The organism is Curtobacterium sp. MCBD17_032 (assembly GCF_003234855.1).
GTDB lineage: Bacteria > Actinomycetota > Actinomycetes > Actinomycetales > Microbacteriaceae > Curtobacterium.
The window spans coordinates 1-26,736 of the sequence record NZ_QKTO01000011.1; the positions used below are offsets into that span (position 1 = coordinate 1).

General features: G+C 69.2%; 23 protein-coding genes and 1 tRNA gene. 9 read left to right on the top strand and 15 right to left on the bottom strand.

The annotated features are described in order from the left end of the window. Positions 1–66 precede the first annotated feature (66 nt). From DEI91_RS12715 to rbsD, 4 genes are read left to right on the top strand one after another with little or no spacing between them, the layout of a single operon-like run. Positions 67–1,038, top strand: a complete 972-nt coding sequence (locus DEI91_RS12715) for an ABC transporter permease (RefSeq protein ID WP_110823910.1) — start codon at positions 67–69, stop codon at positions 1,036–1,038. Between the two features lie 51 nt (positions 1,039–1,089). Then, entirely contained in the window at positions 1,090–2,043 is a 954-nt protein-coding gene (locus tag DEI91_RS12720; RefSeq protein WP_111052650.1) for a substrate-binding domain-containing protein, read from the top strand. After that, on the top strand, positions 2,040–3,008 hold the full coding sequence (locus DEI91_RS12725; RefSeq protein ID WP_220038089.1) for a ribokinase: 969 nt from the start codon (positions 2,040–2,042) through the stop codon (positions 3,006–3,008). Before DEI91_RS12720 ends, DEI91_RS12725 begins: the two co-directional genes overlap by 4 nt. After that, positions 3,005–3,388: a D-ribose pyranase gene (rbsD, locus tag DEI91_RS12730; protein WP_110900751.1), complete on the top strand. Its 384-nt coding sequence runs from the start codon at positions 3,005–3,007 to the stop codon at positions 3,386–3,388. Before DEI91_RS12725 ends, rbsD begins: the two co-directional genes overlap by 4 nt. Positions 3,389–3,588: 200 nt before the next feature. On the opposite strand, the gene DEI91_RS12735 is transcribed toward rbsD, so the two are convergent. The 3 genes from DEI91_RS12735 to DEI91_RS12745 all read right to left on the bottom strand — a co-directional run bounded on the left by DEI91_RS12735 (position 3,589) and on the right by DEI91_RS12745 (position 5,032). Beyond that, a complete protein-coding gene (locus DEI91_RS12735; protein WP_111052651.1) occupies positions 3,589–4,143 on the bottom strand; it encodes a GNAT family N-acetyltransferase in 555 nt (184 codons plus the stop codon). Between the two features lie 94 nt (positions 4,144–4,237). Next, positions 4,238–4,798, bottom strand: coding sequence for an MOSC domain-containing protein (locus DEI91_RS12740; protein WP_111052652.1), 561 nt, complete (start codon positions 4,796–4,798; stop codon positions 4,238–4,240). A gap of 84 nt (positions 4,799–4,882) precedes the next feature. Beyond that, positions 4,883–5,032 carry a hypothetical protein gene (locus DEI91_RS12745; protein WP_258374422.1) on the bottom strand — a complete coding sequence of 50 codons (150 nt, stop codon included), beginning with the start codon at positions 5,030–5,032 and terminating at the stop codon, positions 4,883–4,885. Between the two features lie 658 nt (positions 5,033–5,690). Between DEI91_RS12745 and DEI91_RS12750 the strand changes: the two genes are divergently transcribed. From DEI91_RS12750 to DEI91_RS12760, 3 genes are all read left to right on the top strand, one after another. Then, positions 5,691–5,981 (top strand): hypothetical protein, encoded by a 291-nt coding sequence (locus DEI91_RS12750; RefSeq protein WP_111052653.1) that lies wholly within the window; start codon positions 5,691–5,693, stop codon positions 5,979–5,981. Between the two features lie 117 nt (positions 5,982–6,098). Next, on the top strand, positions 6,099–6,521 hold the full coding sequence (locus DEI91_RS12755) for a hypothetical protein (protein WP_111052654.1): 423 nt from the start codon (positions 6,099–6,101) through the stop codon (positions 6,519–6,521). A 387-nt stretch (positions 6,522–6,908) separates the two neighbouring features. Beyond that, positions 6,909–8,480 carry an RNA-directed DNA polymerase gene (locus DEI91_RS12760; protein WP_181439599.1) on the top strand — a complete coding sequence of 524 codons (1,572 nt, stop codon included), beginning with the start codon at positions 6,909–6,911 and terminating at the stop codon, positions 8,478–8,480. A 142-nt stretch (positions 8,481–8,622) separates the two neighbouring features. Here the strand turns inward: DEI91_RS12760 and DEI91_RS12765 are convergent, their stop codons facing one another. The 5 genes from DEI91_RS12765 to DEI91_RS12785 form a co-directional block, all read right to left on the bottom strand. Further along, positions 8,623–13,107, bottom strand: a complete 4,485-nt coding sequence (locus DEI91_RS12765; RefSeq protein WP_111052656.1) for an ATP-binding protein — start codon at positions 13,105–13,107, stop codon at positions 8,623–8,625. 102 nt (positions 13,108–13,209) lie between these two features. Beyond that, entirely contained in the window at positions 13,210–13,722 is a 513-nt protein-coding gene (locus DEI91_RS12770) for a hypothetical protein (protein ID WP_111052657.1), read from the bottom strand. A 290-nt stretch (positions 13,723–14,012) separates the two neighbouring features. Next, positions 14,013–14,086 (bottom strand) — tRNA-Pro (locus tag DEI91_RS12775). A 138-nt stretch (positions 14,087–14,224) separates the two neighbouring features. Beyond that, positions 14,225–14,875, bottom strand: a complete 651-nt coding sequence (locus DEI91_RS12780; RefSeq protein ID WP_111052658.1) for a hypothetical protein — start codon at positions 14,873–14,875, stop codon at positions 14,225–14,227. Then, positions 14,872–15,708, bottom strand: a complete 837-nt coding sequence (locus DEI91_RS12785) for an endonuclease/exonuclease/phosphatase family protein (RefSeq protein ID WP_111052659.1) — start codon at positions 15,706–15,708, stop codon at positions 14,872–14,874. Before DEI91_RS12785 ends, DEI91_RS12780 begins: the two co-directional genes overlap by 4 nt. 69 nt (positions 15,709–15,777) lie before the next feature. Between DEI91_RS12785 and DEI91_RS12790 the strand changes: the two genes are divergently transcribed. Both DEI91_RS12790 and DEI91_RS12795 read left to right on the top strand, forming a co-directional pair. Continuing rightward, complete coding sequence (locus DEI91_RS12790) at positions 15,778–17,241, top strand: hypothetical protein (protein ID WP_111052660.1); 1,464 nt, start codon at positions 15,778–15,780, stop codon at positions 17,239–17,241. Positions 17,242–17,312: 71 nt separating this feature from the next. Continuing rightward, positions 17,313–19,451, top strand: coding sequence for an ATP-dependent DNA helicase RecQ (locus DEI91_RS12795; RefSeq protein WP_181439600.1), 2,139 nt, complete (start codon positions 17,313–17,315; stop codon positions 19,449–19,451). Positions 19,452–19,530: 79 nt separating this feature from the next. On the opposite strand, the gene DEI91_RS12800 is transcribed toward DEI91_RS12795, so the two are convergent. The 7 genes from DEI91_RS12800 to DEI91_RS12830 all read right to left on the bottom strand — a co-directional run bounded on the left by DEI91_RS12800 (position 19,531) and on the right by DEI91_RS12830 (position 26,320). Beyond that, the gene (locus DEI91_RS12800) at positions 19,531–20,406 is read right to left on the bottom strand and encodes an oxidoreductase (protein WP_111052661.1); all 876 of its coding nucleotides are present in this window, start codon (positions 20,404–20,406) and stop codon (positions 19,531–19,533) included. A gap of 81 nt (positions 20,407–20,487) precedes the next feature. Beyond that, entirely contained in the window at positions 20,488–21,018 is a 531-nt protein-coding gene (locus DEI91_RS12805) for a hypothetical protein (protein WP_258374423.1), read from the bottom strand. A gap of 127 nt (positions 21,019–21,145) precedes the next feature. Next, entirely contained in the window at positions 21,146–21,811 is a 666-nt protein-coding gene (locus tag DEI91_RS12810; RefSeq protein WP_146244295.1) for a hypothetical protein, read from the bottom strand. A 57-nt stretch (positions 21,812–21,868) separates the two neighbouring features. After that, on the bottom strand, positions 21,869–23,389 hold the full coding sequence (gene der, locus DEI91_RS12815) for a ribosome biogenesis GTPase Der (RefSeq protein WP_111052664.1): 1,521 nt from the start codon (positions 23,387–23,389) through the stop codon (positions 21,869–21,871). 72 nt (positions 23,390–23,461) lie between these two features. Continuing rightward, positions 23,462–24,157, bottom strand: a complete 696-nt coding sequence (cmk, locus tag DEI91_RS12820) for a (d)CMP kinase (RefSeq protein WP_111052713.1) — start codon at positions 24,155–24,157, stop codon at positions 23,462–23,464. A 164-nt stretch (positions 24,158–24,321) separates the two neighbouring features. Further along, positions 24,322–25,473: a prephenate dehydrogenase gene (locus DEI91_RS12825; RefSeq protein WP_375537690.1), complete on the bottom strand. Its 1,152-nt coding sequence runs from the start codon at positions 25,471–25,473 to the stop codon at positions 24,322–24,324. A gap of 94 nt (positions 25,474–25,567) precedes the next feature. Continuing rightward, positions 25,568–26,320, bottom strand: coding sequence for a pseudouridine synthase (locus DEI91_RS12830; RefSeq protein ID WP_258374426.1), 753 nt, complete (start codon positions 26,318–26,320; stop codon positions 25,568–25,570). Between the last annotated feature and the right edge of the window lie 416 nt (positions 26,321–26,736).

Here is a 26,736-nt window from a genome sequence, read left to right on the forward strand (position 1 = left end):
CCACCGGACCTCCCGCCGCCGTCCCCTCCCCCGCGTACAGCGCAGTACCTCCCAGAAAGCACCCGCATGTCATCGACCACTGTGAAGGCCCCGTCGCGGTCCTCCTCGTTCACGAAGTTCCTCGCGAACAACGGCGCCCTCGTCGGCCTCGTCGTGCTCTGCATCGCGCTCTTCATCGCGACGCCCGACTTCCTCACCGGCCGGAACCTCCTCAACATCGGCATCCAGGTGTCGACCGTGGCGGTGCTCGCGTTCGGCGTGACGTTCGTCATCGTCGCCGGCGGCATCGACCTGTCCGTCGGGTCGGTCGCCGCCCTGTCCGCCATGGTCTCCGGCTGGTTCTTCGCCACCGCGGGGCTGCCGGGGTGGCTCGCCCTCGTCGGCGGGCTCGTCGCGGGACTCGCCACCGGCGTCGTGAACGGCCTCGCGAGCGCCTACGGCAAGCTGCCGTCGTTCATCGCGACCCTCGCCATGCTCAGCGTCGCCCGCGGTCTGACCCTCGTGCTCTCCGACGGCAAGCCGGTCCCCACCTCCCCGCAGGTGTCGTTCCTCGGCAGTGACATCGGCCCGGTCCCGGTGCCGATCATCGTCCTGGTGCTCGCCGCCCTCGTCGCCTCGTTCATCCTCAACCGCACCGTCATCGGCCGCAGCATGTACGCCGTCGGCGGCAACGCCGAGGCCGCACGCCTGTCCGGCCTGCCGGTCAAGCGCATCGTCGTCGTCGTCTTCGCCCTGTCCGGCCTGTTCGCCGCACTCGCCGGCCTCCTGCTCGCCGGCCGCCTCGACTCCGCGCAGCCGCAGGCCGCCAGCGGGTACGAACTCGACGCGATCGCCTCGGTCGTCATCGGTGGCGCCTCGCTCGCCGGTGGTGTCGGTCGGATCTCCGGCACGTTCATCGGTGCACTCGTCCTCGTCGTCATCCGCAACGGCCTGAACCTGCTCAACGTCAGCTCGTTCTGGCAGCAGGTCGTCATCGGCCTGGTCATCGCGATCGCCGTCGGCTTCGACGTCCTGCGCCGCAAGACGCGCAGCAGCTGACCTCCCACTCCTTCCACCCTCCCCCACACCACCAGCACAAAGGAACCAACGATGAAGTTCTCCTCCTTCCAGAAGGTCGCCACCGTCGGCGTCGTCGCCGGCCTGGTCGTCCTCGGTACCGCCGGGTGCAACCGCACGAGCACCAGCGGCGCGGCCGGCGGCGGCAGCGACACCAAGGTGACGCTCGCCCTCTCCACGCTCAACAACCCGTTCTTCGTCGAGGTCCGCGACGGCGCGAAGGCCGAAGCGAAGAAGCAGGGCGTCACACTCGACGTCGTCGACGCCCAGAACGACTCCGCCCAGCAGGCGAACCAGCTGCAGACCGCCTCGAGCGGCAGCACCGACGCCGTCATCGTCAACCCGGTCGACTCCGACGCCGCCGGCCCGAGCGTGACCGCGCTCAACAAGGCCGACATCCCCGTCATCGCCGTGGACCGCACCGTCAACGGCGCCGACGTCGACTCCTTCATCGCGAGCGACAACGTCGCCGGGGGCAAGCAGGCCGCCGACGACCTGGCGAAGGCCATCGGCGAGAAGGGCGAGATCCTCGTCCTGCAGGGCCAGGCCGGTACCTCCGCCAGCCGTGACCGCGGCAAGGGCTTCGCCGAGGGCATCAAGGCGTACCCGGACATCACGGTCGTCGGCAAGCAGACCGCGAACTTCGACCGCGCCACCGCGCTCGACGTCACGACCAACCTGCTGCAGGCACACCCCGACATCGTCGGCGTCTTCGCCGAGAACGACGAGATGGCCCTCGGCGCGATCAAGGCGCTCGGCGCGAAGGCCGGCAAGGACGTCAAGGTCGCCGGGTTCGACGGCGAGGCCGACGGTCTCAGCGCCATCGAGGACGGAACGCTCAGCAGCACCGTCGCGCAGCAGCCGGCGAAGCTCGGCGCCCTCGCGGTCGACCAGGCGATCAAGGCCGCCTCGGGCAAGGCGAAGAAGACCGTCCAGGTGCCGGTCGTGTCGGTGACCAAGAGCAACGTCGGAGACTTCACCAAGTGAGCCGCTCCACCGGAACCGTGGTCGTCGTGGGTTCGCTCAACGTCGACCAGGTCGTGACCGTCGAGCGGCACCCGTCGCCCGGCGAGACCCTCGTCGCGACCTCCATGTCCCTGCTGCCCGGCGGCAAGGGCGCCAACCAGGCCGTCGCCGCCGCCCGTCGCGGCGCTCACACCGCGATGGTGGGGAGCGTCGGACGGGACGGCTCGGCGCAGGTCGCCACGAGCCTCCTGGCCGACAGCGGGGTCGACGTCACGCACGTCCGTGCGGTCGACGCCCCCACCGGGCTCGCGACCGTCACCGTCGACCGGAGCGGCGAGAACACGATCGTCGTCGTCCCGGGCGCCAACCGTGCCACCGACCGGGAGGCCCTCCTCACCGCCGCCCCGGTCGTCGCGTCGGCCGCGGTGGTCGTCCTGCAGGGCGAGATCCCGGCGGACGGCATCGCCGCCGCCGCGGAACTCGCGACCGGACGGGTGCTCCTCAACCTGGCGCCCGTCGTGCCGGTCGACCGGGAGGTCGTGCTCGCGGCCGACCCGCTCGTGGTGAACGAGCACGAGGCGGCACTCGTCCTCGCGCAGCTCGACCCCGGTGCGGACGTGCCGGCGGACGAACCCGCACTGGTCGCCGCGCTGCGGGCACTCGGTGTGCGGAGTGTCGTCGTGACGCTCGGCGCGCGGGGTGCACTCGTGGCGGACGGGGACGACCTCGTCGCGGTCCCGTCCCCGCGGGTGACCGCGGTCGACTCGTCGGGTGCGGGCGACGCGTTCGTCGGTGCCCTCGCTGCCGGGCTCGCGGGCGGGGACTCCCTGCTCGACGCCGCGCGGCAGGCCGTCCGGGTCGGGGCGTTCGCCGTCCAGGGGGCCGGGACGCAGCCGTCCTACCCGACGCTGGACGACGTGCTGCCCTCGGTCGACCTGCCTGAGGGGTCGGCTGCTCCGGCTGCTCCGGCCGGGGGTGCGTCGTGAAGAAGGGCGGCATCCTCAACGCCGAGCTGAACGCCGGTCTCAGTCGGCTCGGCCACGGTGACCTGGTCGTCGTCGCGGACTGCGGCCTGCCGATCCCGCCCGGCGTGCCGGTCGTCGACCTCGCGCTCGTGCACGGGGTGCCCCGGTTCGTGGACGTCCTCGACGCCCTGCTCGGGGACGCCGTCTTCCAGGAGTGCATCGCCGCGACCGAGGCCGCCGGGACCGAGGCCGACGGGTGGCTCGCCGACCGGTTCCCGGAGCGGCGTGCGGTGTCGCACGAGGAGCTCAAGACGCTGTCGGCCGGCGCCCGCCTGTTCGTCCGGACCGGCGAAGCCACGGCGTTCGCGAACGCCGTGCTCGTCTGCGGCGTCCCGTTCTGACCGGGGTCCCGGCCGGGTCATCCCCTCGGCCGGGACCACCACCGCTTCCGCGCTGTCCCTAGGGGCTTCGCGAGGGCCATGCGGCGACGGCGCGTGTCTGCCTGCCGGATGGTGACCGCCACGCCGATCGCGAGGGGCACCGCCCAGGTCGCACCGAAGGGGGCACCGATGCGGCGCCGCTTCCTCGACTCCGGCGCCGACTACTCCCCCGCTGCTTCGGTGCCGCGAGCGCCGTGCTCGTCGCGGGCGGCGCGCTGTTCGCCGTGGGCACGGCGGGTGGGAAGGTCGCGCCGGTAGAACACGAGTGACCCACGGCGGTCGACCTCCGCCAGGCCGTTCGACTCGAGGACACGCTGCGACGCGGTGTTCGTCACGTCCGTGTCCGCCACCGCGACCCGCGCGCCGCAGACGGCCGCACGGTCGAGAGCCAGTCCCACTGCCTCCGTCGCCAGACCGGCGCCCCGAGCCGACGGGACCAGGCCGTACCCGAACTCGACCGTCCCCGTCGCATCCGGTGGGCCGAAGAAGCCGAACCCGCCGACGGCGAGACCGTCCGACGTACGCCGGACGAGGTACATCGTGAAGTCGGGGTCCACCTCGGACGCGGTCGCCAACGACCGCAGCGGGTCGAGCTCATCCACGAAGGGGTACTCGGCGTGCCAGTCATCACCAGGACGCTCGTCACGCGCGACGACACGAGCTGCGAGTTCCGGCGTGATGGGTTCGAGCGTCGTCAGCGCTCCGTGGAGGATCACGTGTCGACCCTCGCAGGGCCGATGATGCAGTCCTCGGTGGGGCGATCGCAAGGACACGGACCAGCGACGTGACGCCGGTCCCTGCGGGCCGCGGTCACACCGGGCCGAGCGGCTGGTGGTTGCCCGCCGGGTTCTCCACACGGATGCGATCGCCGGCCCGGACCGTTCCGCCCGAGACGACGACTGCCATGACGCCGCCTCTGCGTCGCACCGAGCCGTCCTCGGCGCGACCCAGCACCTCGCGGAGGAGACCGGGCTCGAAGTCGTTGATCTGCTGGCACGGGTTCCGCAACCCGGTCACGCGGACGCAGGCGTCGGCTCCGAGGTGGAGCAGTGCACCGGTCGACAGTCCGAGGAGGTCGATCCCCCGCGTCGTGATGTTCTCGCCCATCTCGCCCGGCGCGACCGCGAAGCCGACCTCAGCCACCTCGTCGAAGAGCTCGGAGTGGATCAGGTGCACTTGGCGCAGGTTCGGCTGCGATGGGTCCCGAGCCACACGCGATCGGTGCTGCACCGTGCGTCCCGCATGTGCGTCACCCTCGACGCCCAGGCCCTCGACGAGCGTCACCTCGTCCACGACGGGTTTGCTGAAGTCGTGGCTGCTGTCCCTGCCCACCGCGACCACCCGTGCTCGGTCTCCGCGTTCCCCCGTCATGTGGTGATCCTGCCCCAGGCGAGCGAGCGACGGCAACACCGCGACCCGGGTGACGCGGAGGCCGGCCCCGCGATGGATGGTCGCCTACCGCGCGGACGAGAGGGCGACGGCGTCGTGCGACACGGCGGCCAACTGTCGGCCGGGGTAGCGCGGTCCGGCGAAGTACATGTTCGTGTGGGCCACGATCTGCGCGCCGGTGATGACCACCCCGTCGTGTTCGGCGTCCGTTGTCATGTGGGCGTCTGCGACCAGCGTGACGTCGTACCTCCCGCCGTGGCGGAAGTGCCACCCGGACGCGGCCGAGCTCGCACCCGTCACCGAACGAAAATCGCGTCAGGAGAACGAAGAAGCCCCGACGGAACTTGGTTCCGTCGGGGCTGTTCGGTCCGGTGGGCTGTCTTAAGAACCTCCGGATCCTTGAGCCAGCGCGCATGACAGCGGCTAGTTCGGAGTCCTTATCCCCTGAGCGGGTCGGACCTATCCTCTGGATTGTGCCGCGCAACCCGCGATCGGGTGCTGACCAGGCATTCGTTATCGAGAGCTCCTTCAATCTCTCGCAGCAGCGGCAAGGACCGCCGCCACCGAAGTATCCGAGCCGGCGAAGGTGGGCACTCGGCTCGCCAAAGGATCCCGTCGGTTCGCGTCGTCGTCGGTGCTCCACGCTCTCTCGATCCCAGTCAGACCTTCCTGGACGCACCGATCGACGCACAGCGCGCCGTGCTCGCTGCTCTCCGCCTCGAACTGCTGTTCGCCCGGTCCCGGGATCCAACTGAGGCTCGGAACGGCTTCGGATCACTCGATTTGACTGTGACACCACGACGGGGGCGATCGATCGACGATGTAGTCGCCTATCGTGAGAATGACTCGGACGTTCCGAGTTAGAGAGGCCGGTATGCACTTCGCGTTCGTGGATGATTCGAAGCAGAAGGGCCTGCGCTCCGGAATGGGCGATCTGCTCAGTCTCGGCGCCGTGCTCTTCGCCGAGGAGCAACTGCGACCCTTCTCCGAGGCCATGCACGCGATGCGTGACGAACTCGGAATCCCTCGGGATGTAGAACTCAAGTGGGCCATGCCCCATGGCAGAGACAAGAACTACTTCCGTCAGCGCGGCGAAACGGTCTCCAAGATAAGGTCCGTAGCCGGATGCTCAAACTCGCGGCGCAGTATGAGGCGCACGCCGTAGTCGTCGTGCTCGACTTGGGCCGGATGTACGTGTCGGAAGACAAGGCCAAGGAGATGGTTCTCAAGTACCTCTACGAGCGGATTCCAGTCGCTCGCCCGCAAGCATCTCGGAGTAGTCGTGTTCGACAAGCCGGGCGGCGACCACCAAGACGAAGACGCATGGATCGGTGGGACGCTTGAACTGAGTTCCTATGGCACCGAGTTCATTAAGCCGGACGAGATTGTGCTGCCAATCCTGACCGCGCCGTCCCACCACCATGAGCACCTGCAACTCGCGGACCTCGTGACGGGAAGCGTCACCGCGGCGGTCGCGGGCAACAAGTACGGCATGGCTCTCGCCCCGGAGTTGAAGAAGATCATGCACCGGAACGCTTACGGCTATATCGGGGGCGCGGGCCTAAAGCTCTTCCCGGACGACTTGACCAATTTGCACCACCACGTCTTCGGTGAGGACACGTTCGCGAAGGTCGCGATGAACTCCGGACAGGGTATTCCCTCGCAACGCTACGCGTACTTCGAGGACGACGGACTGACATCGTAGACGTCCCGCTGCCTCGCGGACCGATGGCCGAACCACCGGGTCGTCTGTGATGCTCTTTCAGCCCAGGACTGGCGTGGACGCGTCGCTCCCCGTGAAGCTGGCTTGCCCCGGCGCGAAGGTGGCTTTCCAGCGCATCGTCCGCTCGGGTCAGGTGCCGTCCTTTCAATGTGGCGCGGCGCTGGGCTGGCGAGTGCGGCGGTGAGCGGACGGGCGCTTCCGGCGCGCACATCGCTGAGGACGCCCGCTGTAGCGTAACGGCGACACGGCGACGTTCTCCGTTGTCGCGTGGTCCACTCAATGGGCATCGTCAGCAACTGCGGTGGTGGCAGGAGTGGCGCCTCAGCAACCTGCCCCGCCTTAACGCGAACGGACCGTAGGCTTTCGACCATGAGTCATCTCGGCATGGACTTTGCAGACGCCGCGCGCCTGGTGGAGTCGGAAATTTTTGGCGACTGGTATCGCGACCCATGGGGTTGGCCTGAACTTCGGGTTAGCGAGATGGAGGACCTTGACCCGGCCGATGTTGGTCTGATTGTCGGCAAGGGTGCAAGGTGGGAGTTCGAGCCGAGTTTCCACTCGTTCGAGATTCCGAAGAGCTTCTTCGGTCAGCGGCCCGCTGTCCTTCTCGATCCGGTTTCCCGGCTCCTGTTCGCCGCCGCAGTGCAGCGCTTCGCGGTACAACTCGAGGCGGAGCTATCCGACTGGTCGTATGGATGGCGCTACCGCGACGGTGCGCGAGCGAACAACTCCGAGGAACGCGACCTCTACCGGCAGTCGCAGCAGCAGCTCCCTGAAGCGGCGTTCTCAGGTGAGACCGACATCACATCGTTCTTTGCGAGCGTGAACGTGCCGAAACTGCTCGAGACGATGCGTGCCCTCGGATGCTCCAGCGTTCCCGCCGACATCATCGAACGAGTTCTGACGCGACACGACGGACTGAGTTTTCGGTCGGGACTGCCTCAACGCAGCACGGCCTCTTCCATCCTGGCGCAAGTAGCCCTCAGTCCCGTCGACGATGTAATCGGCCGCGCACTCGAACAGGGCAGAATCAGCGCCGCGCGCCGATGGATGGACGACATCAGCTTCGAAGGGAGCTATGCCGACGTGTACCGGCTTCTCCTCGAAGTGCAAGCAGCCGCGCGCAACGCCGGCCTTGAGATCAACGCATCCAAGACGCACATCACATCGGCACAGCAGAAATCGATTGAGTTTGAGCGCGAGAATCAACGCATCATTCGCACCGAGGTAGACGTCGTCGACGATGACTATCCCGACCTCACGATGACGCTGATATCCGACGCGGAGCTCCTCGCAGCTGAAGACGCCGTCCTGACGAAGCCCAAAAGCCAAAGCCGCAGCGAGCTCGGACTTGTCCTTCGTAGCCTCTGGAGATCGCGGCGGTTCGGGCGAGTTGCCGAATGGATAGACGCGTCGCGGTGGATACCGCATGGAGCTGACCACCTCAGCCGCTATCTCCGCGAAGCGGGCAACGCCGGTGCCGTTACCGTCGACGCGCTCAACACCTGGTTCGTCGATGAGCACACGTCAAACTGGCCGCACACGGACTGGGTTGCCGCGCAACACGCGACCGCGATCGCCGCCGACGCGATGAGCGAGAACTCTGTCGCTTTGCTCCGCTCGTGGCTCTCGGATTCCCAGAACGCGCAAAAGCTAGCGGTCGCGGTGCAGCGCCTCGCGAGCATCGAACCACAGGCGACGCGACGAGCGCTCCGCAGCCGTATTGACGGGGTCTACGACCCAATTCAAGTACGGCTCCTAACACTCGGTCTCCTGGCCAGCGGCGCCCCGATCTCCGCGGTGACCGAGCACTTGAACCGGACGCCATCCTTGAAGCTGCTTACCCGCTACCTGGTCAACCACAAGTGGAAACTGCCAAGCGTGCCGGACGACTTCGCTGGAACAGAGGGCGCGCAGCCAGGGACGGTGACAGTTGACTGAAGACAGCGACTCGTCATTTCGACTTTCGTGGTTATCTCGGCACACTCGTACTGGTCGAAGATCAACCAGCGCGACTGCTGCAGGTCTCGTGGCCAACTGGCGGCAGTCCGCAGGAGAGCGCTCGGCCCCAATCGCGTAGCCGTCATGCTCGGTCTGCGCTCTCGATCGCGCGGTCGACCCCGTATCCTCCGAGCTCCACTAGCCTGTCCAGGATGTCGAGCAAGCTCGATACCCGCTTCGCGTCGCTAGCCTGCGCCAACCCCCGCACGACGAGGTCCGCAACGTAGTGCGCATCGGCAGCGGCTCCAGTGCGGATGTCCGAGACTTCCTCCCGATGCACGTCGAGGAAGGCGTGCGCGGCTTTGTCGACCAGGTCATCCACCTTGTCCTTCGCGTTCTGCAGAACGATCAGCAACTGAGGTGTGGCGTAGGTGTAGGTCGGCGAATCGATAAGAGCCCCGAGCAGTTGCCGCAGCGGTTGCAAGGGTTGGTCGCGAAGCTCGCGGACGACCTCGCTGACGGCCTTCCTGACCAGCTCATCCGGGTCTCTACTGAGCCTTGTCAACGCCGAGATCAAGGGGGCTGAGTCGGCGGCGCGGGATACGCGGGCTGCGCACAGTGATGCTGCTCCGACGCGGACTTCTGGTTCGGAGTCGAAGATGCGCTGCATCAGTTCAGGGCGTTGCCACTCTGTTGCTGCGAACGCTCCGAGCTCGCCTCCCGACTTCCGAGTGTCAGGATCGGTCGAGTTGATCATTCGATCGATGACCGGGTCGATGAGTTCAGGGTCAACGTTGCCGATGTAGTTCATGAGTCGTTGAACGGGGGCCGTCGCTAGAAGGAGGTCGTCCGTCTCGATGAGTGCGTCGAACGCTCCGTACGCGGCGGGGCGGTCGTGGCGCAGACACGCCGCGATGGTGTGGGCGACGCAGGTACGAACTCCGAGATCGGGGTCGTGGGCGAGCGTCTTCAGATGCGGAGTGACGACTGCGGTGCGGGAACCGTCGCGATCGTGGACGAGGAGGTCGCCGAGGGTCTCTGCAAGGCTTCCCCGTGCGGTGTTGATGCCGTGATGTTGGAGCCCGCGGAGCGACCGTTCATCGCTGGACACCTGGCTGAGCTGCTCTGTTTCGACCGCTCGCCGACAGAGGATCTCGACGATGTCCAGTGGGGTGCTGTCGAGCAGGTTTCGGAGTGACCACCCGAGCCAACGATCGGTTTCGGGAAAGTGCCGTTGCGCGATGTGCCGGATGGTCTCGAATACAGCACCGTGGGTATCGGGCGCGATGGTGGCATCCCCCAGCCCGAGCAGGACCGCGCTCGGATACGCGGCGTTCGTCGTCGGCCCGAAGGACATCGCGAGATGGCAGAAACGGGTCGGGTCCGCTGTGGTTCGCCGTCTGAGCACCTGAGCAAGTTCTGACGCGCCTCCAACGGATGGTTCGGACCCGTCTCGTTCATCGTTGTCGTACTTCGCTATGGCTCGGAGCCACTGCTGGTTCGACATGTGCTGAGCCGCGGCGTCGTCGATCGGAGACCCGACCGAGTAGCTGGTGACCCCAGTCGCCGGCTCGGGCTCGATCCTCTCGAACTTGCGCTGATACTCGGCGAGTCTGCGTTTCCCGGTGGACGAGAGCCGCTCGGCATCGAGTGCCGTAAGGAATTTGAAGGCCGTGTAGCCGAAGGATCGGCCCTGTTCGTGTGGGTTTCGGAGATCCCGGAGTAGGCCTTCGAGCGCCGTGTGTGTGCTGTCTGTTACGAGTGGCGCGATCGCGCGCACGAGTTCTCGCGAGAGCCAGTGGCTGTCCGAGGCGTAGCCAACATTTAGTCGGTTTCCCCCTTCGAGGATCAGCTGAGCCGCCCAGTCCACGAACGGGTCGGGCGCCGACGTGATCGTCCGGAAGAGCAGCGCCTGTGCCGCGTGGTGGTCGTCGTCCGCGAGCGCTTGCAAGACAGGCTGCAGCATGCGTGGCTGGCTCCGAGCCACAGGCGCGAGCGCCCTAGCGGCAGACTCGTAGAGCACGTCATCGACATCATCTTCGCGCGTTCCCGGCCAGCGGAGTCCGTAGTGGCGATCATATCGAAGGTGTTTTGGCGGTCCGTCCATCTCGGTTGTGCGCATGACGAGCAGGAGCATCGGAACAATCGCGACGACGAACGCGTCCGGTTTAGCTTCGCTCGATGTTTTGATGAGCTGCGTGAGGCTGTAGTCCTGAGTTTTGAGGAATCGGATATCACCGTCCTTACTGAGGTCCAGCGCCCGGGGATGTTCGTCGAGAGCGGTGTGCACGATTTCAATGGCCCAAAGCGGCTCGTGGACTGCGAGGTCGTGCATCGACAGCCAGAAGTCGGCGGAGTCCGGGCTCATTGTCCCGCTTCGGACAGCGTCGAGGATGAGTTGGAAGATGGGCCTGTTCTGGTGGAGTTTAGTGCGCCGCGCGACCCCGGACAGCCACAGAGCGAACTCGGCATGCCAGCGACGGTCCGCGAGTGTATTTGCCACCACTGCGTAGTGTTCGGGCCCAGCGGCGGCGAGCCAACTTGCACCTCGATCCCGATCCGCTCGAACGTCGCTGTCGATCCATTTGGTGATGAGACCACGCTCGAGGAACACGCCGAACCAACTGGACCGAGTGGTTTGCCGCCAGAGGTGTGGAGCGAGGTTTGGCTGATCGGCGACCAACTCCAGGAAGAGATCGAGGTCTGATGAGGTCGGCGTTTGGACGTTCGCGAACACCGAGACGACGGCTTCCTTGATGTGGAAACGAACATCCGGCGAAGTCGCAGCACCTCGGATCTCCGTACGGAACCGTTCAGCGTCGAAGTCGCGCAGGAGCTCGAGAATCTGGCGGACCTGCGCCCGTCGAAAGAGTTCTTGTTCCTGCTCAGTCAAGAAGTCGACGAGCTTCTGCCCGCGATTGAGCCATTGCCTCGCAAAGGTGTAGTCGAAGAATGCCTCGTGGAAGAACGAAACATGGCCGTCGTCGATGGTGATTAGCTGCTCGGACGCGAGCACTTCCGCATCGTGTCGGTAGCCCCGATACTCAACTGTTGCAATCGGGATTGACAGCGTTTGTCGGTCGCTAGCCGTTGTCGCGATGACGCTGAGCGTCTCCTCGAAACGAACTTCCAGATGGCGTGTGCGGATGGCGCCCTGCTTCCGGTTCCAGAATGCGTCAAACAGCGAGCGTCGGGACGTGAATTCAACAGCCGAGGACTGCGCCGCCACGGCTTGAAACAGGACGAGATTCAGGGGTGACCTCAGAAGGGCGATTTGGGTGGGCGACAGGGAAGCGCTGTCGAGCCCCAGCGCGTTGACGGCTTGGAGCACGGCTTCGTCGGTCAGGGGGCCAATCGCGATCCGGTGAGCATCGTTATCCGCTACGAGCTGGCGTATGCGGTGGTCGTTTTCCACATCGAAGAGGCGGCAGACGAGGACCACGCGCATACTCGAAGTCGACGCGGCTTCCTCGACCAATTCGGCGACTACGTCGAAACTGTCCGAGAGTCGGCCTGATGCGAGTGACACGGCATCGACCTGGTCGATGATCAATACTGACGGCCGGTCGTTTGCAGCCATCCGGAGGGCTACTACGGGTGAAGTCGATAAGCCCAAATCTTGGCCGAGGCCAACGGTCGATGTAAGCTTATCGATTCGATCCAGGCGAAACGCGAGGACCTCGGATCCCTCGGCGTCGCATTGTCGCGCGACGGCTTCTACGGCGGCTGACTTGCCGCTACCCGCACTCCCCACCACGAGCGTCAACGGGGACGATTTGAGCGAATGGCGGAGCTGCGTCTCCTCCTCGCGTATGATCCGCGGCATCAGCAGCTCGCACTCGACACCCTTCTGCCAACGCGACGTTGCAGATTTGATTCCGTCGCGAGCGGTGCGCGACGCGACAGCGTTGAGTGGCTCGATGCCATGCCGGGCAAGGGCAACGAGGAGCTCGTGCCGCCCAAGTCGCACGTGAAGATTGTCGAGCAGCACCGATCCGATGACAATTGGAATGACCGACTGCTCCGCACCTTCGAGCATCGTGGCCGCGATTACAGCGTTCGTTGCCGATAGGCGGTCCTCATCCTGAACTTCGAAACGCATGCCGCGGAGCATCTGCCATGCGCGAACCGCCGTCCCGAAGACCTTCGGTGCGGCGAGCTGATCGAACGTCGGAGTGAGGTCCTTCGTGAGCTGCCGCGTGAGGAACTCGCCTGCGCTCGCAGACTGCCGGGCCCATTCACCAAGCACACGGAGCTGACTGGTCGGCGTCATCGAACTGAACAAGTATCGACGGCCCGCTTCGATATGCCGGCTAGCTGAGTCGAAGATACCCAGGCGTTGCAGCGAAGAGACCGTCCACTTGTCACTAGCGCTCTTCTGCCGCTTCACCTGCGTAACGGTCGTCACCCCATGCTCATCCTCAAGCGTGAACTCGGAGCCATCGGCAAGGTCAGGATCAAGGTCCTCGAGAGTGATGTGTCGGCGTTCGTCCTGAAGGCACCACAGCGCCTCGTGGACCGCGAGAGCGAGTTCGTACCGGTTTCCTAACTTGTCCGCTGTTCCACCACTAGCGCCGACCTTGCGGCTGGCCGATGCCCCACCCTCCCTGTGCGTCACAGCTTCCATTCTCTCCTCCTCCGGACCGCGCGCAGCACTCCCCTCCCGTCGTAGCTGAGCGCGCCGAGGTTATCCCGCGCGCCCCTTGCGCAGAGCACTGCTGGGCAGGAGTCAGTACATCGGGTGCCGCTCGGTGGTTCGTAGCCAGTCGTCGAAGTCCGGGATCGCAATACGCTGTGCGGAGCGTGCACTCCACTCGTGCTCCCACTCACGGATCCGCGAGAGGCACAGCGCGAGGTAGTCGGCGGCGTAGCTGGACCATCGGGCGCTGTAGTCGATGGAGTCGCTGAGGACGTCGTCTCCGGTGTCGAGGAAGACGAGGCCGTTGCCGAGCGCTTCACCAAGGCAAGCGCGCATGGAACGCTTGAGGTGCCTCCATTGACGTGGGAGCCGGATCTTCATCGCGTCCAGGCTGCGGTAAGCGATCGGGATGGCCTCGACCCAGAATGCGGTGTCGCGGCGGTCGCGCAGGTGATGCAGCTGCTCGACTATCGGCACCATCCACGCGAGAAGTTCAGCTGCCGCCGCACGGCGGCGTTGTCGTTCGTCGTCTTGTCGCCGCTGGGTGCTTCCGATAGCGCCGTCGATGAGGGGGCCGATGGTTCCGCCGATGATGTCGGTCATGAAAGCAATCTCCAGGACACATCCGACATTCAGCTCAAACCGTTCGCAGGAGCCCGTTGCTGCTGCCAGCCGGAGGCAGCGAGCCATGGATAGGTGGGAACACGACGAAGCCCTCCCGGTTAGGGAGGGCTTCGTCGTGTTCGGTCTGTGTCGACTACAAGGAAAGCAGCAACGACAAGTGCCGCGCATCCCAGCACGAGCCCGACTACAATGACGAAGCCCACCGAGATTCTCGGTGGGCTTCTTCGTTGTGAACAGTTCTTAACACGATTACTAACCCGCCCCTCCGGTCGGGCTGACAGGATTTGAACCTGCGACCCCTTGACCCCCAGTCAAGTGCGCTACCAAGCTGCGCCACAGCCCGTGAGTCCGTACGGACCCAGACCCCGCGTCCACGAAGGACACTGCAGGCCCTGCTCCCCACCCGACCGAGCGCGGAGCAGCCCATCCAGCATAGCGGAAGCGCGAGCCCCACCGCGCCACGGCCCGCAGCCCGCGCGCGTCAGCCCTGTGTGTGCAGCGCCGACGTGCCCTCGCGGCGAGCGCCGACACCCTGGGCAGCGTGACCAGGTCGCACGACCCGCCGATCCCGCGACAACCACGGCAGTGCGAACCCGGCGAGCAACGCGCCGGCCCCGTCCGCTGCCAGGTCGCCGATGGTGTCGTCGTAGCCGACGACGATGGTCTCGTCGACGAAGTTGTGCCCGAGCCACTCGCCGATCTCCCACACGGAGCCGATCGCCATCCCCGCGGCGAGCGCCACGAGGGCGGAGAGCAGCACCCCGGCACGCGGGGCCGAGGCGATGACCCCGGCGTCCGAGGCTATGACGTACAACAGTCCGGCGAGCAGCCCGACCAGGATGACGTGGACGACCTTGTCCCACAGGAACACGGTCGTGTACCAGTCGAGCATGCTGCTCCACGCGGCGACCAGGCTCAGCAGGACGACCGCTGCGTCGAACGTCGGGCGGAGGCCGAGCATGCGTGGGACGACGGCTCCGAGGAGTGCGAGCGCCATCACGGCGAACGCCACGGCGCCCCACCCGACGGCGGCGACGGGCACGCTGACGAGCGTCACGATCCGGAGCAGGTCGGCGGCCCAGACGGCGCCGTGCGGTCGGCGGAGGAACGTCAGCCCGAGGGTGGCGATCACGCGCTCGCTCCGAACGACAGGACGGCGTGCACGGCGAGGTGGTCCGAGGGCCACACTCCCCCGGGCCGCCTGGTGGACACGGCGACGCGGGACACGACGGCGTGCTCGGTCGCGAGCACGCCATCGATGCGCGGCCGGTCGGCGCGGGGCTCCCGGTACGCGGCGTACGTCCCGACCTCCGGCGTCTCCGGACGGGAGGCCCGCCCCCAGGTGTCGGGGACACCTGCGTCCGCCAGCGCACGCCACGGCGCGGATCCTGCCGCACTGTTGAAGTCGGCCATCACGACGGCCGGCAGCCCGGACTCGGCCACGATCCTGCCGAGGAGTTGCGCGGACCGGAGCCGCGCCCACGGCGAGACGACGTCGAGGTGCGTCGCCAGGGCGAGGAAGCGTCTGCCGGTGGCGTGGACGTCGAGGACCACGCCGACCGCGTGGCGGGGGAAGGCGGTGGCCCAGGCGCGGCTGCCGGGGCGGAGCGGTCGGCGGGAGAGCGCCCACGAGCGGCGTTCGACGACGGTGCAGCGCTCGGTGTCGACGAGGACCCCGACGGCCTCGCCGTCCCCGTGGCGGTCCCGCCCGAGGAGGACGGCTTCCCATCGTTCGCCGATGCCGGTGGCGAGGTCGACCGCCTGCGGGCGCAGGGCCTCCTGGACGGCGAGCACGGTCGGCTGCTCGGAGGCGACGAGCGCGACGACGGCGTCCCGTCGGTGCTCCCACGCGTCCGGGTGCCCGGCAGGGCGAGGGACCTGGCGGCGAAGGTTGAGGGTCATGCAGTGCAGATCGGGAGGCGACACCGGCCCGATGGTCGGTCGGTCGTCGGCCTGTCGGAGCATGCTCCCGTTCTACCGACCGGACTGACCCGGTTCCCAGGCTGGCCGTCGTCCGGCTCCTATGGTGGCTCGATGCGTTCCCGACCCGTTCGTCCCCTGCTCGCGCTCGCGGTGACCGGCCTCGTCCTCGGTGTCACCGCCTGTTCCGGTGCCGCGCCGGACCCGCGACCGACCCTGGCCCGCGCGGCCTCGGACGCCGTCACGGTGGTCGCGCAGGACTCCGCCGCCGAACGGTCGGTCATGACGAGTCGGACGCTCTTCCGGTCCGCTCCCGGGGCGGTCGTGGCGTCCGCGGCCGACGCCGACGCCGTACGGGAGGCGGCGAGCGCCGCGGTGCGCGCGCACGTGCCGGCGCTCCTCGTGGGCTCGGACCCGGAGGTGGTCGACGACGAACTCGATCGCCTCGACGCGTCCTGGTACCAGGCGGTCGGCGACGTGTCGCTCGACACGGACGTCGCGGAGCGGGACGCACCGGAGGCTGGCCGGCGTGCGGAGGCGGGGCGGGCCTCCCGGCAGACGGTGCTCGTGGCGGACCGGTCGGTGGACGCCGCCGCGGTGGCGACCGCTCGTGCTGCCGGCGCTCAGCTGGTGGAGATGCCCTCGGGCGTGTCGGATCCCGCCGCGTCGGGCGAGGTCGTCCAGGCGCTGCACGCGGCGAAGGGTCGGCCGACGCTGCTGCTCGGTGCCGCGTTCGCCGATCTCGGCGACCCCGCTTGGGTCGTCCGGGCCGCACAGACCGGGTACCGGATCGGTGACGGTGGACAGCGGCCGTTCGACGGGCACCGGTACACGGCCCTGTACGGCGCTCCCGGTGCACCGGTGCTCGGCGTGCTCGGCGAGCAGGACCCGGCAGCGAGCGTGCGGCGGGCGGAGGCACTCGCACGGGAGTACCGCGGACTGTCGGACGTGCCCGTGCGGCCCGCGTTCGAGGTGATCGCGACGGTCGCCGCCGGTGAGGCCGGCGACGACGGCGACTTCTCGCGCGAGCTGCCCGTGTCGACCCTCGAGCCGTACGTCGACGCCGCGCACGAGGCGGGCATGCCGACGATCATCGACCTGCAGCCCGGGCGGAGCGATTTCCTGTCGCAGGCGAAGCGGTACGAGTCGCTGTTGCGGCGGCCGGACGTGTGGTTGGCGCTCGACCCGGAGTGGCGGCTCGGCCCGGACCAGGTCCCGCTGGAGCAGATCGGCTCGGTCGGTGCGCGCGAGGTGGACGCGGTGTCCGACTGGCTCGCCGAGCTCGTCCGCCGCGAGGGCCTGCCGCCGAAGGCCCTCGTGCTGCACCAGTTCCGGCTGTCGATGATCGCCGAGCGGGGCTCGCTCGCGTCACACCCGGAGCTCGACCTGCTCGTGCACGTCGACGGCCAGGGCGCGCAGCCGGACAAGCAGGCGACCTGGAAAGCGCTGCACGAGGGCGGTCCGGAGGGGCTGCACTGGGGGTGGAAGAACTTCCACGACGAGGACACCCCGATGCTGACGCCAGAGCAGACGATGTCGCAGGTGCAGCCGACCCCCTCGCTGGTCACCTACCAGTGAGTGCTCGCGCGTCGTCCACAGATCGGAAGCTCGGGGCCGGTTCCGTCGGTCGGTCCTGACAGCATGGGGGCATGAACTCGCCTGCTGTCACCTCCGTCCCGTCGGCCGCCATCGCTGCGGAGGCGCACGAGGCGCTGCAGGCGCTGACCGGGCGGGCTGACGCGGTCTTCCACCCGGGCCAGCTCGAGGCGATCTCCGCGCTCGTCGAGCACCGGCAGCGCGCCCTCGTCGTGCAGCGCACCGGGTGGGGCAAGTCGGCCGTGTACTTCCTCGCGACCCTGCTCCTCCGACGCCGGGGCGGCGGGCCGACCGTGCTCGTGTCCCCGCTGCTCGCGCTCATGCGGGACCAGGTCGCCGCGGCCGCGCGGGCCGGGGTCCGAGCGGTGTCGATCAACTCGGCGAACGCGCACGAGTGGACCGAGACGCAGGCGGCACTCGCCCGTGACGAGGTCGACGTCCTCCTCGTCTCCCCCGAACGGCTCAACAACCCGAAGTTCCGGGACGAGCAACTGCCGGCGCTCATCGGGCGGATGGGGATGCTCGTCGTCGACGAAGCACACTGCATCTCGGACTGGGGGCACGACTTCCGACCCGACTACCGGCGGCTCGCCGAACTCATCCGCTCCCTGCCGCACGGCGTGCCCGTCCTCGCGACGACGGCGACCGCGAACGAACGCGTGGTCGAGGACGTCGCCGAGCAGCTCACCGCCGGCCCCGAGGACCCGGTGTTCACCATCCGCGGGTCGCTCGCCCGCGCCTCCCTGCGGCTCGGCGTGCTCACGCTGCCCGACGCCCGCGCCCGGCTCGGTTGGTTGCTCGCGCACCTCGGCGACCTGCCCGGCAGCGGCATCATCTACACGCTCACGGTGTCCGCGGCCGAGGACATCGCCCGCCTGCTGCGCGAGTCCGGGTACGCCGTGCGCGCGTACACCGGTCGCACGGACAACGAGGAACGCGAGCAGCTCGAAGGGATGTTGAAGGACAACGACCTGAAGGCCCTCGTCGCGACGAGTGCGCTCGGCATGGGGTTCGACAAGCCCGACCTCGGCTTCGTCGTGCACGTCGGCGCCCCGTCCTCGCCCGTCGCGTACTACCAGCAGATCGGTCGTGCGGGCCGCGCGACGGACAACGCCGACGTGCTGCTGCTGCCCGGGCGCGAGGACCAGGAGATCTGGCAGTACTTCGCCAGCGCGTCCATGCCGACCGAGTCCCGCGCCTCGGCCGTGCTCGGCGCGCTCTCCCCCGACAGCGCCATGTCGACCGTCGCGCTCGAAGGCCTCGTCGACATCAAGCGCTCGACGCTCGAACTCCTGCTCAAGGTGCTCGACGTCGACGGTGCCGTCCGTCGGGTCGGCGGCGGCTGGGTCACGACCGGGCGCCCCTGGGAGTACGACGCCGTCCGCTACGAGCGCGTCGCCGCTGCCCGTGCCGCCGAGGCCGCGTCGATGCTCGCCTACGAGTCGACGAGCGCGTGCCGGATGCAACTGCTCCAGCAAGACCTCGACGACCCCACGGCGGAGCCCTGCGGCCGGTGCGACAACTGCGCCGGCGCCTGGTACCCGACGGACGTCTCCGACGCGGACCGCTCCGGCGCCGCGACCGCGCTCGACCAGGTCGGCGTCGAGATCGCTCCGCGTGCGCAGTGGCCCTCGGGCATGGCGTCGCTCGGGGTCGCGGTGAAGGGCAAGATCCCGGCCGGGGAACTCGTGGCACCGGGCCGTGCGGTCGCACGACTCACCGACCTCGGGTGGGGCGGGCCGCTCCGGGCGCTGTTCGCGACCGGCACCCCCGACGGGCCGGTGTCCCGCGAACTCGTCGACGGGTGCGTCCGGGCGCTGAAGGACTGGCCGTGGGAGGCCCGACCGACCGGGGTGGTGGCCCTGTCCTCCCGATCCCGCCCGCAGCTCGTGGGCTCGCTCGCGCAGGCGCTGTCCTCGATCGGGCGGCTGCAGCACCTCGGCACGCTCGACCGTGACGGCGGCGTGCCCCGGGGGGACGGCGCGACGAACAGCGCCTACCGCCTGTCCGGCGTCTGGGACACCTTCGTGGTCGGCCCGGAGCTGGCCGCCGCGCTGCAGGCGCACGAGGGGCCGGTGTTGCTCGTGGACGACCTGGTCGACAGCCGGTGGACGATGACGGTCGCGGGGCGAGCACTCCGGCAGGCCGGGGCATCGGCCGTGCTGCCGTTCGCACTCGCGACCGTCGCCTGAACGACGGTCGTCCTTCCGGCCGACGGTGGCCGGGAGGGGCGTAGCGGGGTCGCCACGCGCCTCCCGTCCGTCCCCGCCCCTACGCGGTCGTCCCGATCGCGTCGAGTTCCTCCACGGCGTCGTCCGGCAACACGAACCCGGCAGACGCGACGTTGTCCCGGAGGTGCGCGACCGACGAGGTCCCCGGGATGAGCAGCATGTTCGGGGACCGCTGGAGCAGCCACGCCAGGGCGACCGTGAGCCGCGACACCGCCAACCGCTCCGCCACCCGGTCGAGCGCTCCGGACTGGATCGGGGAGAACCCGCCGAGGGGGAAGTACGGCACGTACGCGATCCCCTGCGACGCGGTCAGGTCGACGAGGGCGTCGTCCTGTCGGCGGGCCACGTTGTACAGGTTCTGGACGCAGACGATCGGGACGTAGCTCTGCGCCTCCGCGAGCTGCTCGGCGCTCACGGTGGACAGACCGATGTGGCGGACGAGCCCGTCCTCCTGCAGACGCGCGAGTGCTTCGACCTGCGGAGCGACCGACCCCGGTTCCGGAGCGTCGACACCGCCCATCCGGATGTTCACGACGTCGAGCCGGTCGAGCCCCAGGGTGCGGAGGTTCTCGTGCACCTGCGCGACGAGGTCGTCGGGCTGTCGGGTCGGCACCCAGTTGCCCTTCGCGTCGCGGACCGAACCGACCTTCGTGACGATGTGCACGTCGTCCGGGTACGGCGCGAGTGCTTCGCGGATGAGCTCGTTCGTGACGTGGGGGCCGTAGAACTCCGCCGTGTCGATGTGGGTGATGCCGAGTTCGACGGCGGTCCGGAGCACCCGGACGGCCTCGTCGCGATCGGCGGGCGGACCGAACACGTGCGGTCCGGCCAGTTGCATGGCGCCGTACCCGACGCGGGTGAGGTCGAGGTCGTCGGCGATCCGGAAGGTCCCGCCGGGGAGGGATGTCGTGGTCATACGACCCACGATGCTCCTCGCGGTCCGGTCGGCACGCGGTCTCGTCAGCGCCGGAGGACGCGGACCAGGACCGCCCCCCCCCTACCGGACGTCGGCGCGGGCCGGCTTCGGGAAGGTGCCGCGCATGTGGTCGTTCGTCAGGACGTCCCCGATCCCGACCATGAGCACCGAGAAGACGATCTGCTCGATGACCATCCAGAACGGGTACAGCCCGGGGATCGCCGCGATGACGAGCGTCACGATCGGGAAGACGCGGCTGAACAGCCGGAGGCGCTGGTACGCCCAGTAGTACCCGAGCTGCGCCCGCCACGCGAAGACGTACAGCGTCAGCGTGATGAGCAGCACGACGGTGGCCCGGAACCAGACCGCCCACGGCACGGTCTGGCCCGCGTGCGACAGCAGCACCGCGACGACGACGGCGGTCACGCCGACGACCGTCTCCGCGACGAGCAACCACCGGATCCAGCGGAACGACCGGACGGTGTCCGGGTGGGCGAGCATGTCCTCCCGGATGACGTATCCACCCTGCCGGCCGCCCGCCAGACGGTCGAGCCGCAGCCGCGTCCACGCGCGGTCGGCGCGTGCGGCGAGGGCGGGAGGATGCGGCGTCACCGTCCCATGGTGCCGCATCCCGCCGGACGGTGGGGGCGCGTGCGTCCGGCCGCTTCGGCCCCGGGGTCGCTGCGCGTTCCTGGCCGTCCGGCCCGCTGCCGCGCCTCGCAGCAGCCGTGGTGCACCGTCAGGATGCGGGCAACAGCTCGGCACCGGCGAGGACGTCCCCCGTGTTCGCATCGACGAGCAGGACCGAGTGCACTACGGGCGGCAGGTCCTGCGGGTCGACGATGACCAGCACGGTGTGTTCGCCGTCCGGGGTGAACGAGCCGACGTCGACGGGGACGTCGTCGCCGATCCACTCGGCCCACCCGGCACCGACGACGTCACCCGAGGAGAGCCGGACGCGCACGGCGCCCAGGTACGAGCCGGTCGAGCCCGGCTGCGCCTTCACGCGGACACCGGTGAGGGTCACCTGGACGACCTGTTCCCCGACGACCTCGAGTCGGACGCTGCCGTGGACGTCGCCGTCGACGGGGACGAGGTCGCCCGCGATCGGCAGGGCTCGGCGCCACCACGGAGCCGACACCTGCGCGTCGTCGACCGGCAGTCCGGTCGCAGCGTCGACCACGGTCGCGTCACCGCCGCCGGTGCTGGTGCTGCTCGTGTCGTCCGCGTCGTGCGGTGTCGGTTCGTCCGGGATGAAGCCGTGCCCGATCGAGACGTCGGGTCCGTCCGTGCTCTCCGTGCTCGGCGACGGAGCGGTGGCGGACGCCGACGTCGGGCCGTCGGGGGCGGACCGCAGCGCGACCGCCCCTCCGCCGACCGCGACGAGCAGCACGAGCCCCACCACGAGGGGCGCTCGACGCGGTGACGTCGATCGCTCCCCTCGCGGCGCGGCCATGACCGGTCAGCGCTTCCGGCGCTCGCGGACGCGCATGTTGACGATGATCGGGGTGCCGTCGAAGCCCCAGACCTCGCGGAGGCGCCGGGTGATGAACCGGCGGTACTGCGGGTCGAGGAACGCCGACGTGAACAGCACGAAGGTCGGCGGTTGGGTCGACGCCTGCGTGGCGAACAGGATGCGGGGCTGCTTGCCACCGCGGACCGGGTGCGGGTGTTCCTGCACGAGTTCGGCGACGAAGGCGTTGACCTTGCCGGTCGGGATGCGGGTGTCCCACGACTCGAGCGCGGTCTCGAGCGCCGGCACGAGCTTCTCGAGGTGACGGCCCGTCCGGGCGGAGATGTTCACGCGCGGTGCCCACGTCACGTGCGCCAGGTCCTGCTCGATCTCGCGCTCGAGGTAACGGCGGCGCTCGTCGTCGAGCAGGTCCCACTTGTTGTAGGCCAGGACGAGCGCCCGGCCCGACTCGAGCACCAGGTCGATGATGCGGAGGTCCTGCACCGACACCGGTTCGGTGACGTCGATGACGACGACCGCGACCTCGGCCTTCTCGAGCGCCGCGGTCGTGCGGAGCGAGGCGTAGAAGTCGGCGCCCTGCTGCATGTGCACGCGCTTGCGGATGCCCGCGGTGTCGACGAAGCGCCAGGTCTTGCCGCCGAGTTCGATCTGCTCGTCCACCGGGTCGCGGGTCGTGCCCGCGAGCTCGTTGACGACGACGCGCTCTTCGCCGGCGGCCTTGTTGAGCAGCGAGCTCTTGCCGACGTTCGGACGACCGAGGATCGCGACGCGACGCGGGCCGCCGATCTCCTGCTTCGCGACGGCGGACACGTCCGGCAGCGTCGCGATGATGAGGTCGAGCAGGTCCGCGACCCCACGACCGTGCAGCGCTGACACCGGGTGCGGCTCGCCGAGCCCGAGGTTCCACAGCGCGTGGGCCTCGAGGTCGCGGCGCTCGTCGTCGGACTTGTTCGCGACGACGATGACCGGTCGGTCGGTGCCGCGCAGCATCTTCACGACGTGCTCGTCGGTCGCGGTGATGCCGACCGTGACGTCCACGACGAAGAGCACCGCGTCGGCGAGGTCGATCGCGACCTCGGCCTGCGCTGCCACCGAGGCGTTGATGCCCTTCGCGTCGGGCTCCCATCCACCGGTGTCGACGATCGTGAAGCGCTTGTCGTTCCACTCGGCCTTGTAGCTGACGCGGTCGCGCGTGACACCGGGGGTGTCCTGCACGACGGCCTCACGCCGGCCGAGGATGCGGTTCACGAGCTGCGACTTGCCGACGTTCGGACGGCCGACGATCGCGAGCACCGGCAGGGCCGGCAGGTAGGCAACCCCGTCGACGCCGAGCTTGCCGGCTTCGAGGAGGGCGATGTCCTCCTCGTCGAGGTCGTAGTCCTCGAGTCCGGCGCGGAGGGCGCTCGCACGCTGGTCCGCTTCGGCCTCGTCGATGTCGGCGAGCCGCTCGCCGAGGGAGTCGTCGTACTCGGGGAAGTCGTCGTCGCTTCGGTCGTCCAGCTGCGCCATGGTGGGTTCCTTGCCGGCGGCCGGTCGGCCGCGTGTTCGTGGTTCACGTGCGGCCGTGTGGCCGCCTCGTCGTCAGTTCGTGGCCGAGCGGGCCAGGTCGACCACCGCCTGCACGGTCTGGTCGAAGTCGAGGTCGGTGGAGTCGAGGGTGGTGACGCCGTCTGCGGCGTTCATGAAGTCGACGACCTTCGCATCGGCAGCGTCCCGACGGGCGAGGGCGGCCGAGGTCGCTTCGGCCGACTGGGTGGTGACCTCTGCCGACCGACGTGCCATCCTAACGGATTCGTCGGCGGTCAACAGGATGCGGACTTCGGCGTCCGGAGCGACGACCGTCGTGATGTCGCGTCCCTCGGTGATGATGCCCTGTCCGTCGGCCATCCGCATGACCTGTCGGAAGAGCGCGACGAGCTTGGCGCGGACGTCGGGCAGCTTCGCGATGTGTGCGACCGCGGCCGTGACCTCGGGCGTCCGGATGGCGTCCGTGACGTCGACGTCGCCGACGCGCACGAAGTAGTCGTCCGGGTCGGTGCCGATCGCGTAGTCGAAGTCGTCCCAGCTGGCCAGCACCGCGGCCGGGTCGTCGAGGTCGACGCCCTGCTGCAGGGCGTGCCAGGCGAGCGCACGGTAGGCGGCACCGGTGTCCTGGTACCCGAAGCCGAGGACCCGGGCCGCGGCGCGGGACACGCTCGACTTGCCGCTGCCGGCGGGCCCGTCCACGGCGATGACGAACTTCGCGACGAACGCGCCGGCGGGCAGCCCCGCGGGCATCGGGTCACGTGTGGAGCCGAGCTCACCGGCACCCTGGCCGTCCGGACCACCGGTGACGTCGCCGCCGCCGAGGGGTCCGGGCTGGTCGGCCGGGGTCGGCAGACCGGCGTCGGGGCCGTCCGGGCCCCCCGTCACACCGGACTCGAGAGCGGTGTCGTGTTCGTTCAGGCCCATGCTGCTGGGATCCTCCATCCGCGACCCTCGAGTTCCTCGACGAGTCGCTGTTCGTGCTCGGGGACGACCGACACCTCGACGATGCCGATCTGCGCCCGTGGCGAGTGCTCGAGGTGCAGGTCCTCGAGGTTGATGCCGAGCTCCCCGATGGTGGTGAGGAGCGCGGCGAACTGTCCGGGCCGGTCGTCGATCAGGACGACGACCCGGGCGAACCGGGCGGTCGACCCGTGCTTGCCGGGCAGCCGCTCGACCCCGCGGTTGCCGGCTGCGATGGTCTCCGCGAGGCTCCGGGGCGACCCGGCGGCCGTCGGGTCGGCGAGCGCGTCGATGACCCGGTCGAGCTCGTCCCGCAGGTCGGTCAGGACCGGGCGGATGTGGGCGGCGTTCGCGCCGATGATCTGGACCCAGAGACCCGGGTCGCTCGCGGCGATGCGCGTGACGTCGCGCACCCCGCCGCCGGCGAGCCCGAGGGCCTCCCCCGGAGCGTCGCGGAGTCGGGAGGCCATGAGCGTCGACACCAACTGCGGGACGTGCGAGACGACCGCGACGGCCTGGTCGTGCGACGCGGGGTCCATCGGGACGACGGTCGCACCGAGGTCGAGCGCCAGGTGCTCCACCGCGGCGGCCCGCTGGTGGCTGATGTCGTCGTGTCCGGCGATCACCCACGGACGGCCGATGAACAGGTCGGCCCGGGCGGCGGTCGGACCGCTGCGCTCCCGTCCCGCCATCGGGTGCGAGCCGATGTACCGCGAGACGTCGGCGCCGACGGCGCGGAGTCGTTCGAGGGGCCCCGACTTCACGCTCGCGACATCCGTGACGACGGCGTCCGGGAAGGCGGCGAGTTCGCGTTCGACGACGGCCGCCGTGACGTCCGGCGGCACCGCGACCACGACGAGTTCCGGGGCGTCGCCCGGTGCGGGGCGACGTCCGGCGCCGTAGTCGACGGCGAGCGCCAACGCCGCCGGGGACACGTCGTCGAGGACGACGTCCACCCCCTTGTCGCGGAGGGCGAGCCCGATCGAGGCGCCCAGCAGACCGGTCCCGACGATCCGCACCGGACCACGGAGTCGCCGGTCGATCGCCGACGGCTGCCGGTCAGCGGGGACCGTCGCGTCGGAGGCGGGCGGAGTGGGGTCGGTCACGCGGCAAGCCTAGCGAGCGGTGCTGCCCGGCAGCGGGACGGCGCCGGGCCTGTGGAGGACTCCCCCACCTGCGCCGGCGCCGTCCGTGCTCCGGTCAGTCCGTGCTCTCCGCCCCGTCGTCGCCCGTGCGGGTGCCCGCGGTGCGAGCGATCCCGAGCAGCTTGCCGAGCTCGACGGTGGTGAGTTCACGCACCTGCCCCGGTGCCAGGCTGCCGAGCTGCAGCGGTCCGAACGACCGTCGGACGAGCTCGAGGACCGGGTGTCCGATCGCCTCGAGCATCCGCCGGACGATCCGGTTGCGGCCGGAGTGCAGCGTGATCTCGACCAGCGACTCCCCGCGCGACGACTCGAGCAGGCGCGCCTTGTCGGCGGCGATCGGCCCGTCCTCCAGATCGACGCCGTCGAGCAGCAACTGCAGCGTGGAGGGCGTCATCGTGCCGTCGACCTTCGCGACGTAGGTCTTCGTCACGCCGAACGACGGGTGGGCCAGCACGTGCGCGAGGGCTCCGTCGTTCGTCAGGATGATCAGGCCGGCCGTGTCGTAGTCGAGGCGGCCGACGTTGAACAGGCGCTCCTCGAACCGGTCGACGAACCGGGACAGGTCCGGGCGGTCGTGCTCGTCCTGCATGCTCGAGACCACGCCGGTCGGCTTGTTGAGGACGACGTACCGCCGCGAGGTGTCGGTCTGCACCGGCACCCCGTCGACGGCGACCTCGTCGGTGTCCGGGTCGACACGGCGACCGAGCATGTCCGCCACCTCGCCGTTCACCGTCACGCGCCCTTCGGCGATGAGGTTCTCCGCGACACGACGGCTGGCGACGCCGGCAGCGGCGATCACCTTCTGCAGACGCTCACCGCCCTCCTGGAGGTCCGGCTCGCCTCCGTCGGTCGTCGTCCCGTCCGCCGGGTCCCAGTCCGGGATGATCGGCCGTTCCGGCGTTCCCTCGGCGGGTCGCCCCTCGTCGTCGCGTGCGCCGGCGGGCAGCGGCGTCGTGCGCTTCCGCGCCGGGTCGTTGCGCGGGCTGGTCGTGCCGCCGACGTACCGACGGCCGTTGTGCCAGACGCTGCTCGGGGCACCGTCGGGGCTCCGGCGGTCCTCGCGGCGCGGGTCGCCACCTCGCTCGGCGCCGCGGTCGTCGGGACGACGGGTCGCCCCGCGGTCGTCACGCCCGCGGTACCCACCGCGCTGGTCGTCACGACCGCCGCGGGGCTCACGGCCCTGGTGGCCGCCACGCTCCCCGGCACCGCGGTCGTCGCGCGGCC

Excerpts from the sequence above, each read along its gene's own strand:
- DEI91_RS12715 (WP_110823910.1), top strand. The coding sequence starts at position 67 with ATGTCATCGACCACTGTGAAGGCCCCGTCGCGGTCCTCCTCGTTCACG.
- DEI91_RS12720 (WP_111052650.1), top strand. The coding sequence starts at position 1,090 with ATGAAGTTCTCCTCCTTCCAGAAGGTCGCCACCGTCGGCGTCGTCGCC.
- DEI91_RS12740 (WP_111052652.1), bottom strand. The coding sequence starts at position 4,798 with ATGACGGGGGAACGCGGAGACCGAGCACGGGTGGTCGCGGTGGGCAGG.
- DEI91_RS12745 (WP_258374422.1), bottom strand. The coding sequence starts at position 5,032 with ATGACAACGGACGCCGAACACGACGGGGTGGTCATCACCGGCGCGCAG.
- DEI91_RS12750 (WP_111052653.1), top strand. The coding sequence starts at position 5,691 with ATGCACTTCGCGTTCGTGGATGATTCGAAGCAGAAGGGCCTGCGCTCC.
- DEI91_RS12760 (WP_181439599.1), top strand. The coding sequence starts at position 6,909 with ATGAGTCATCTCGGCATGGACTTTGCAGACGCCGCGCGCCTGGTGGAG.
- DEI91_RS12765 (WP_111052656.1), bottom strand. The coding sequence starts at position 13,107 with ATGGAAGCTGTGACGCACAGGGAGGGTGGGGCATCGGCCAGCCGCAAG.
- DEI91_RS12770 (WP_111052657.1), bottom strand. The coding sequence starts at position 13,722 with ATGACCGACATCATCGGCGGAACCATCGGCCCCCTCATCGACGGCGCT.
- DEI91_RS12785 (WP_111052659.1), bottom strand. The coding sequence starts at position 15,708 with ATGCTCCGACAGGCCGACGACCGACCGACCATCGGGCCGGTGTCGCCT.
- DEI91_RS12790 (WP_111052660.1), top strand. The coding sequence starts at position 15,778 with ATGCGTTCCCGACCCGTTCGTCCCCTGCTCGCGCTCGCGGTGACCGGC.
- DEI91_RS12795 (WP_181439600.1), top strand. The coding sequence starts at position 17,313 with ATGAACTCGCCTGCTGTCACCTCCGTCCCGTCGGCCGCCATCGCTGCG.
- DEI91_RS12800 (WP_111052661.1), bottom strand. The coding sequence starts at position 20,406 with ATGACCACGACATCCCTCCCCGGCGGGACCTTCCGGATCGCCGACGAC.
- der (WP_111052664.1), bottom strand. The coding sequence starts at position 23,389 with ATGGCGCAGCTGGACGACCGAAGCGACGACGACTTCCCCGAGTACGAC.
- cmk (WP_111052713.1), bottom strand. The coding sequence starts at position 24,157 with ATGCCCGCGGGGCTGCCCGCCGGCGCGTTCGTCGCGAAGTTCGTCATC.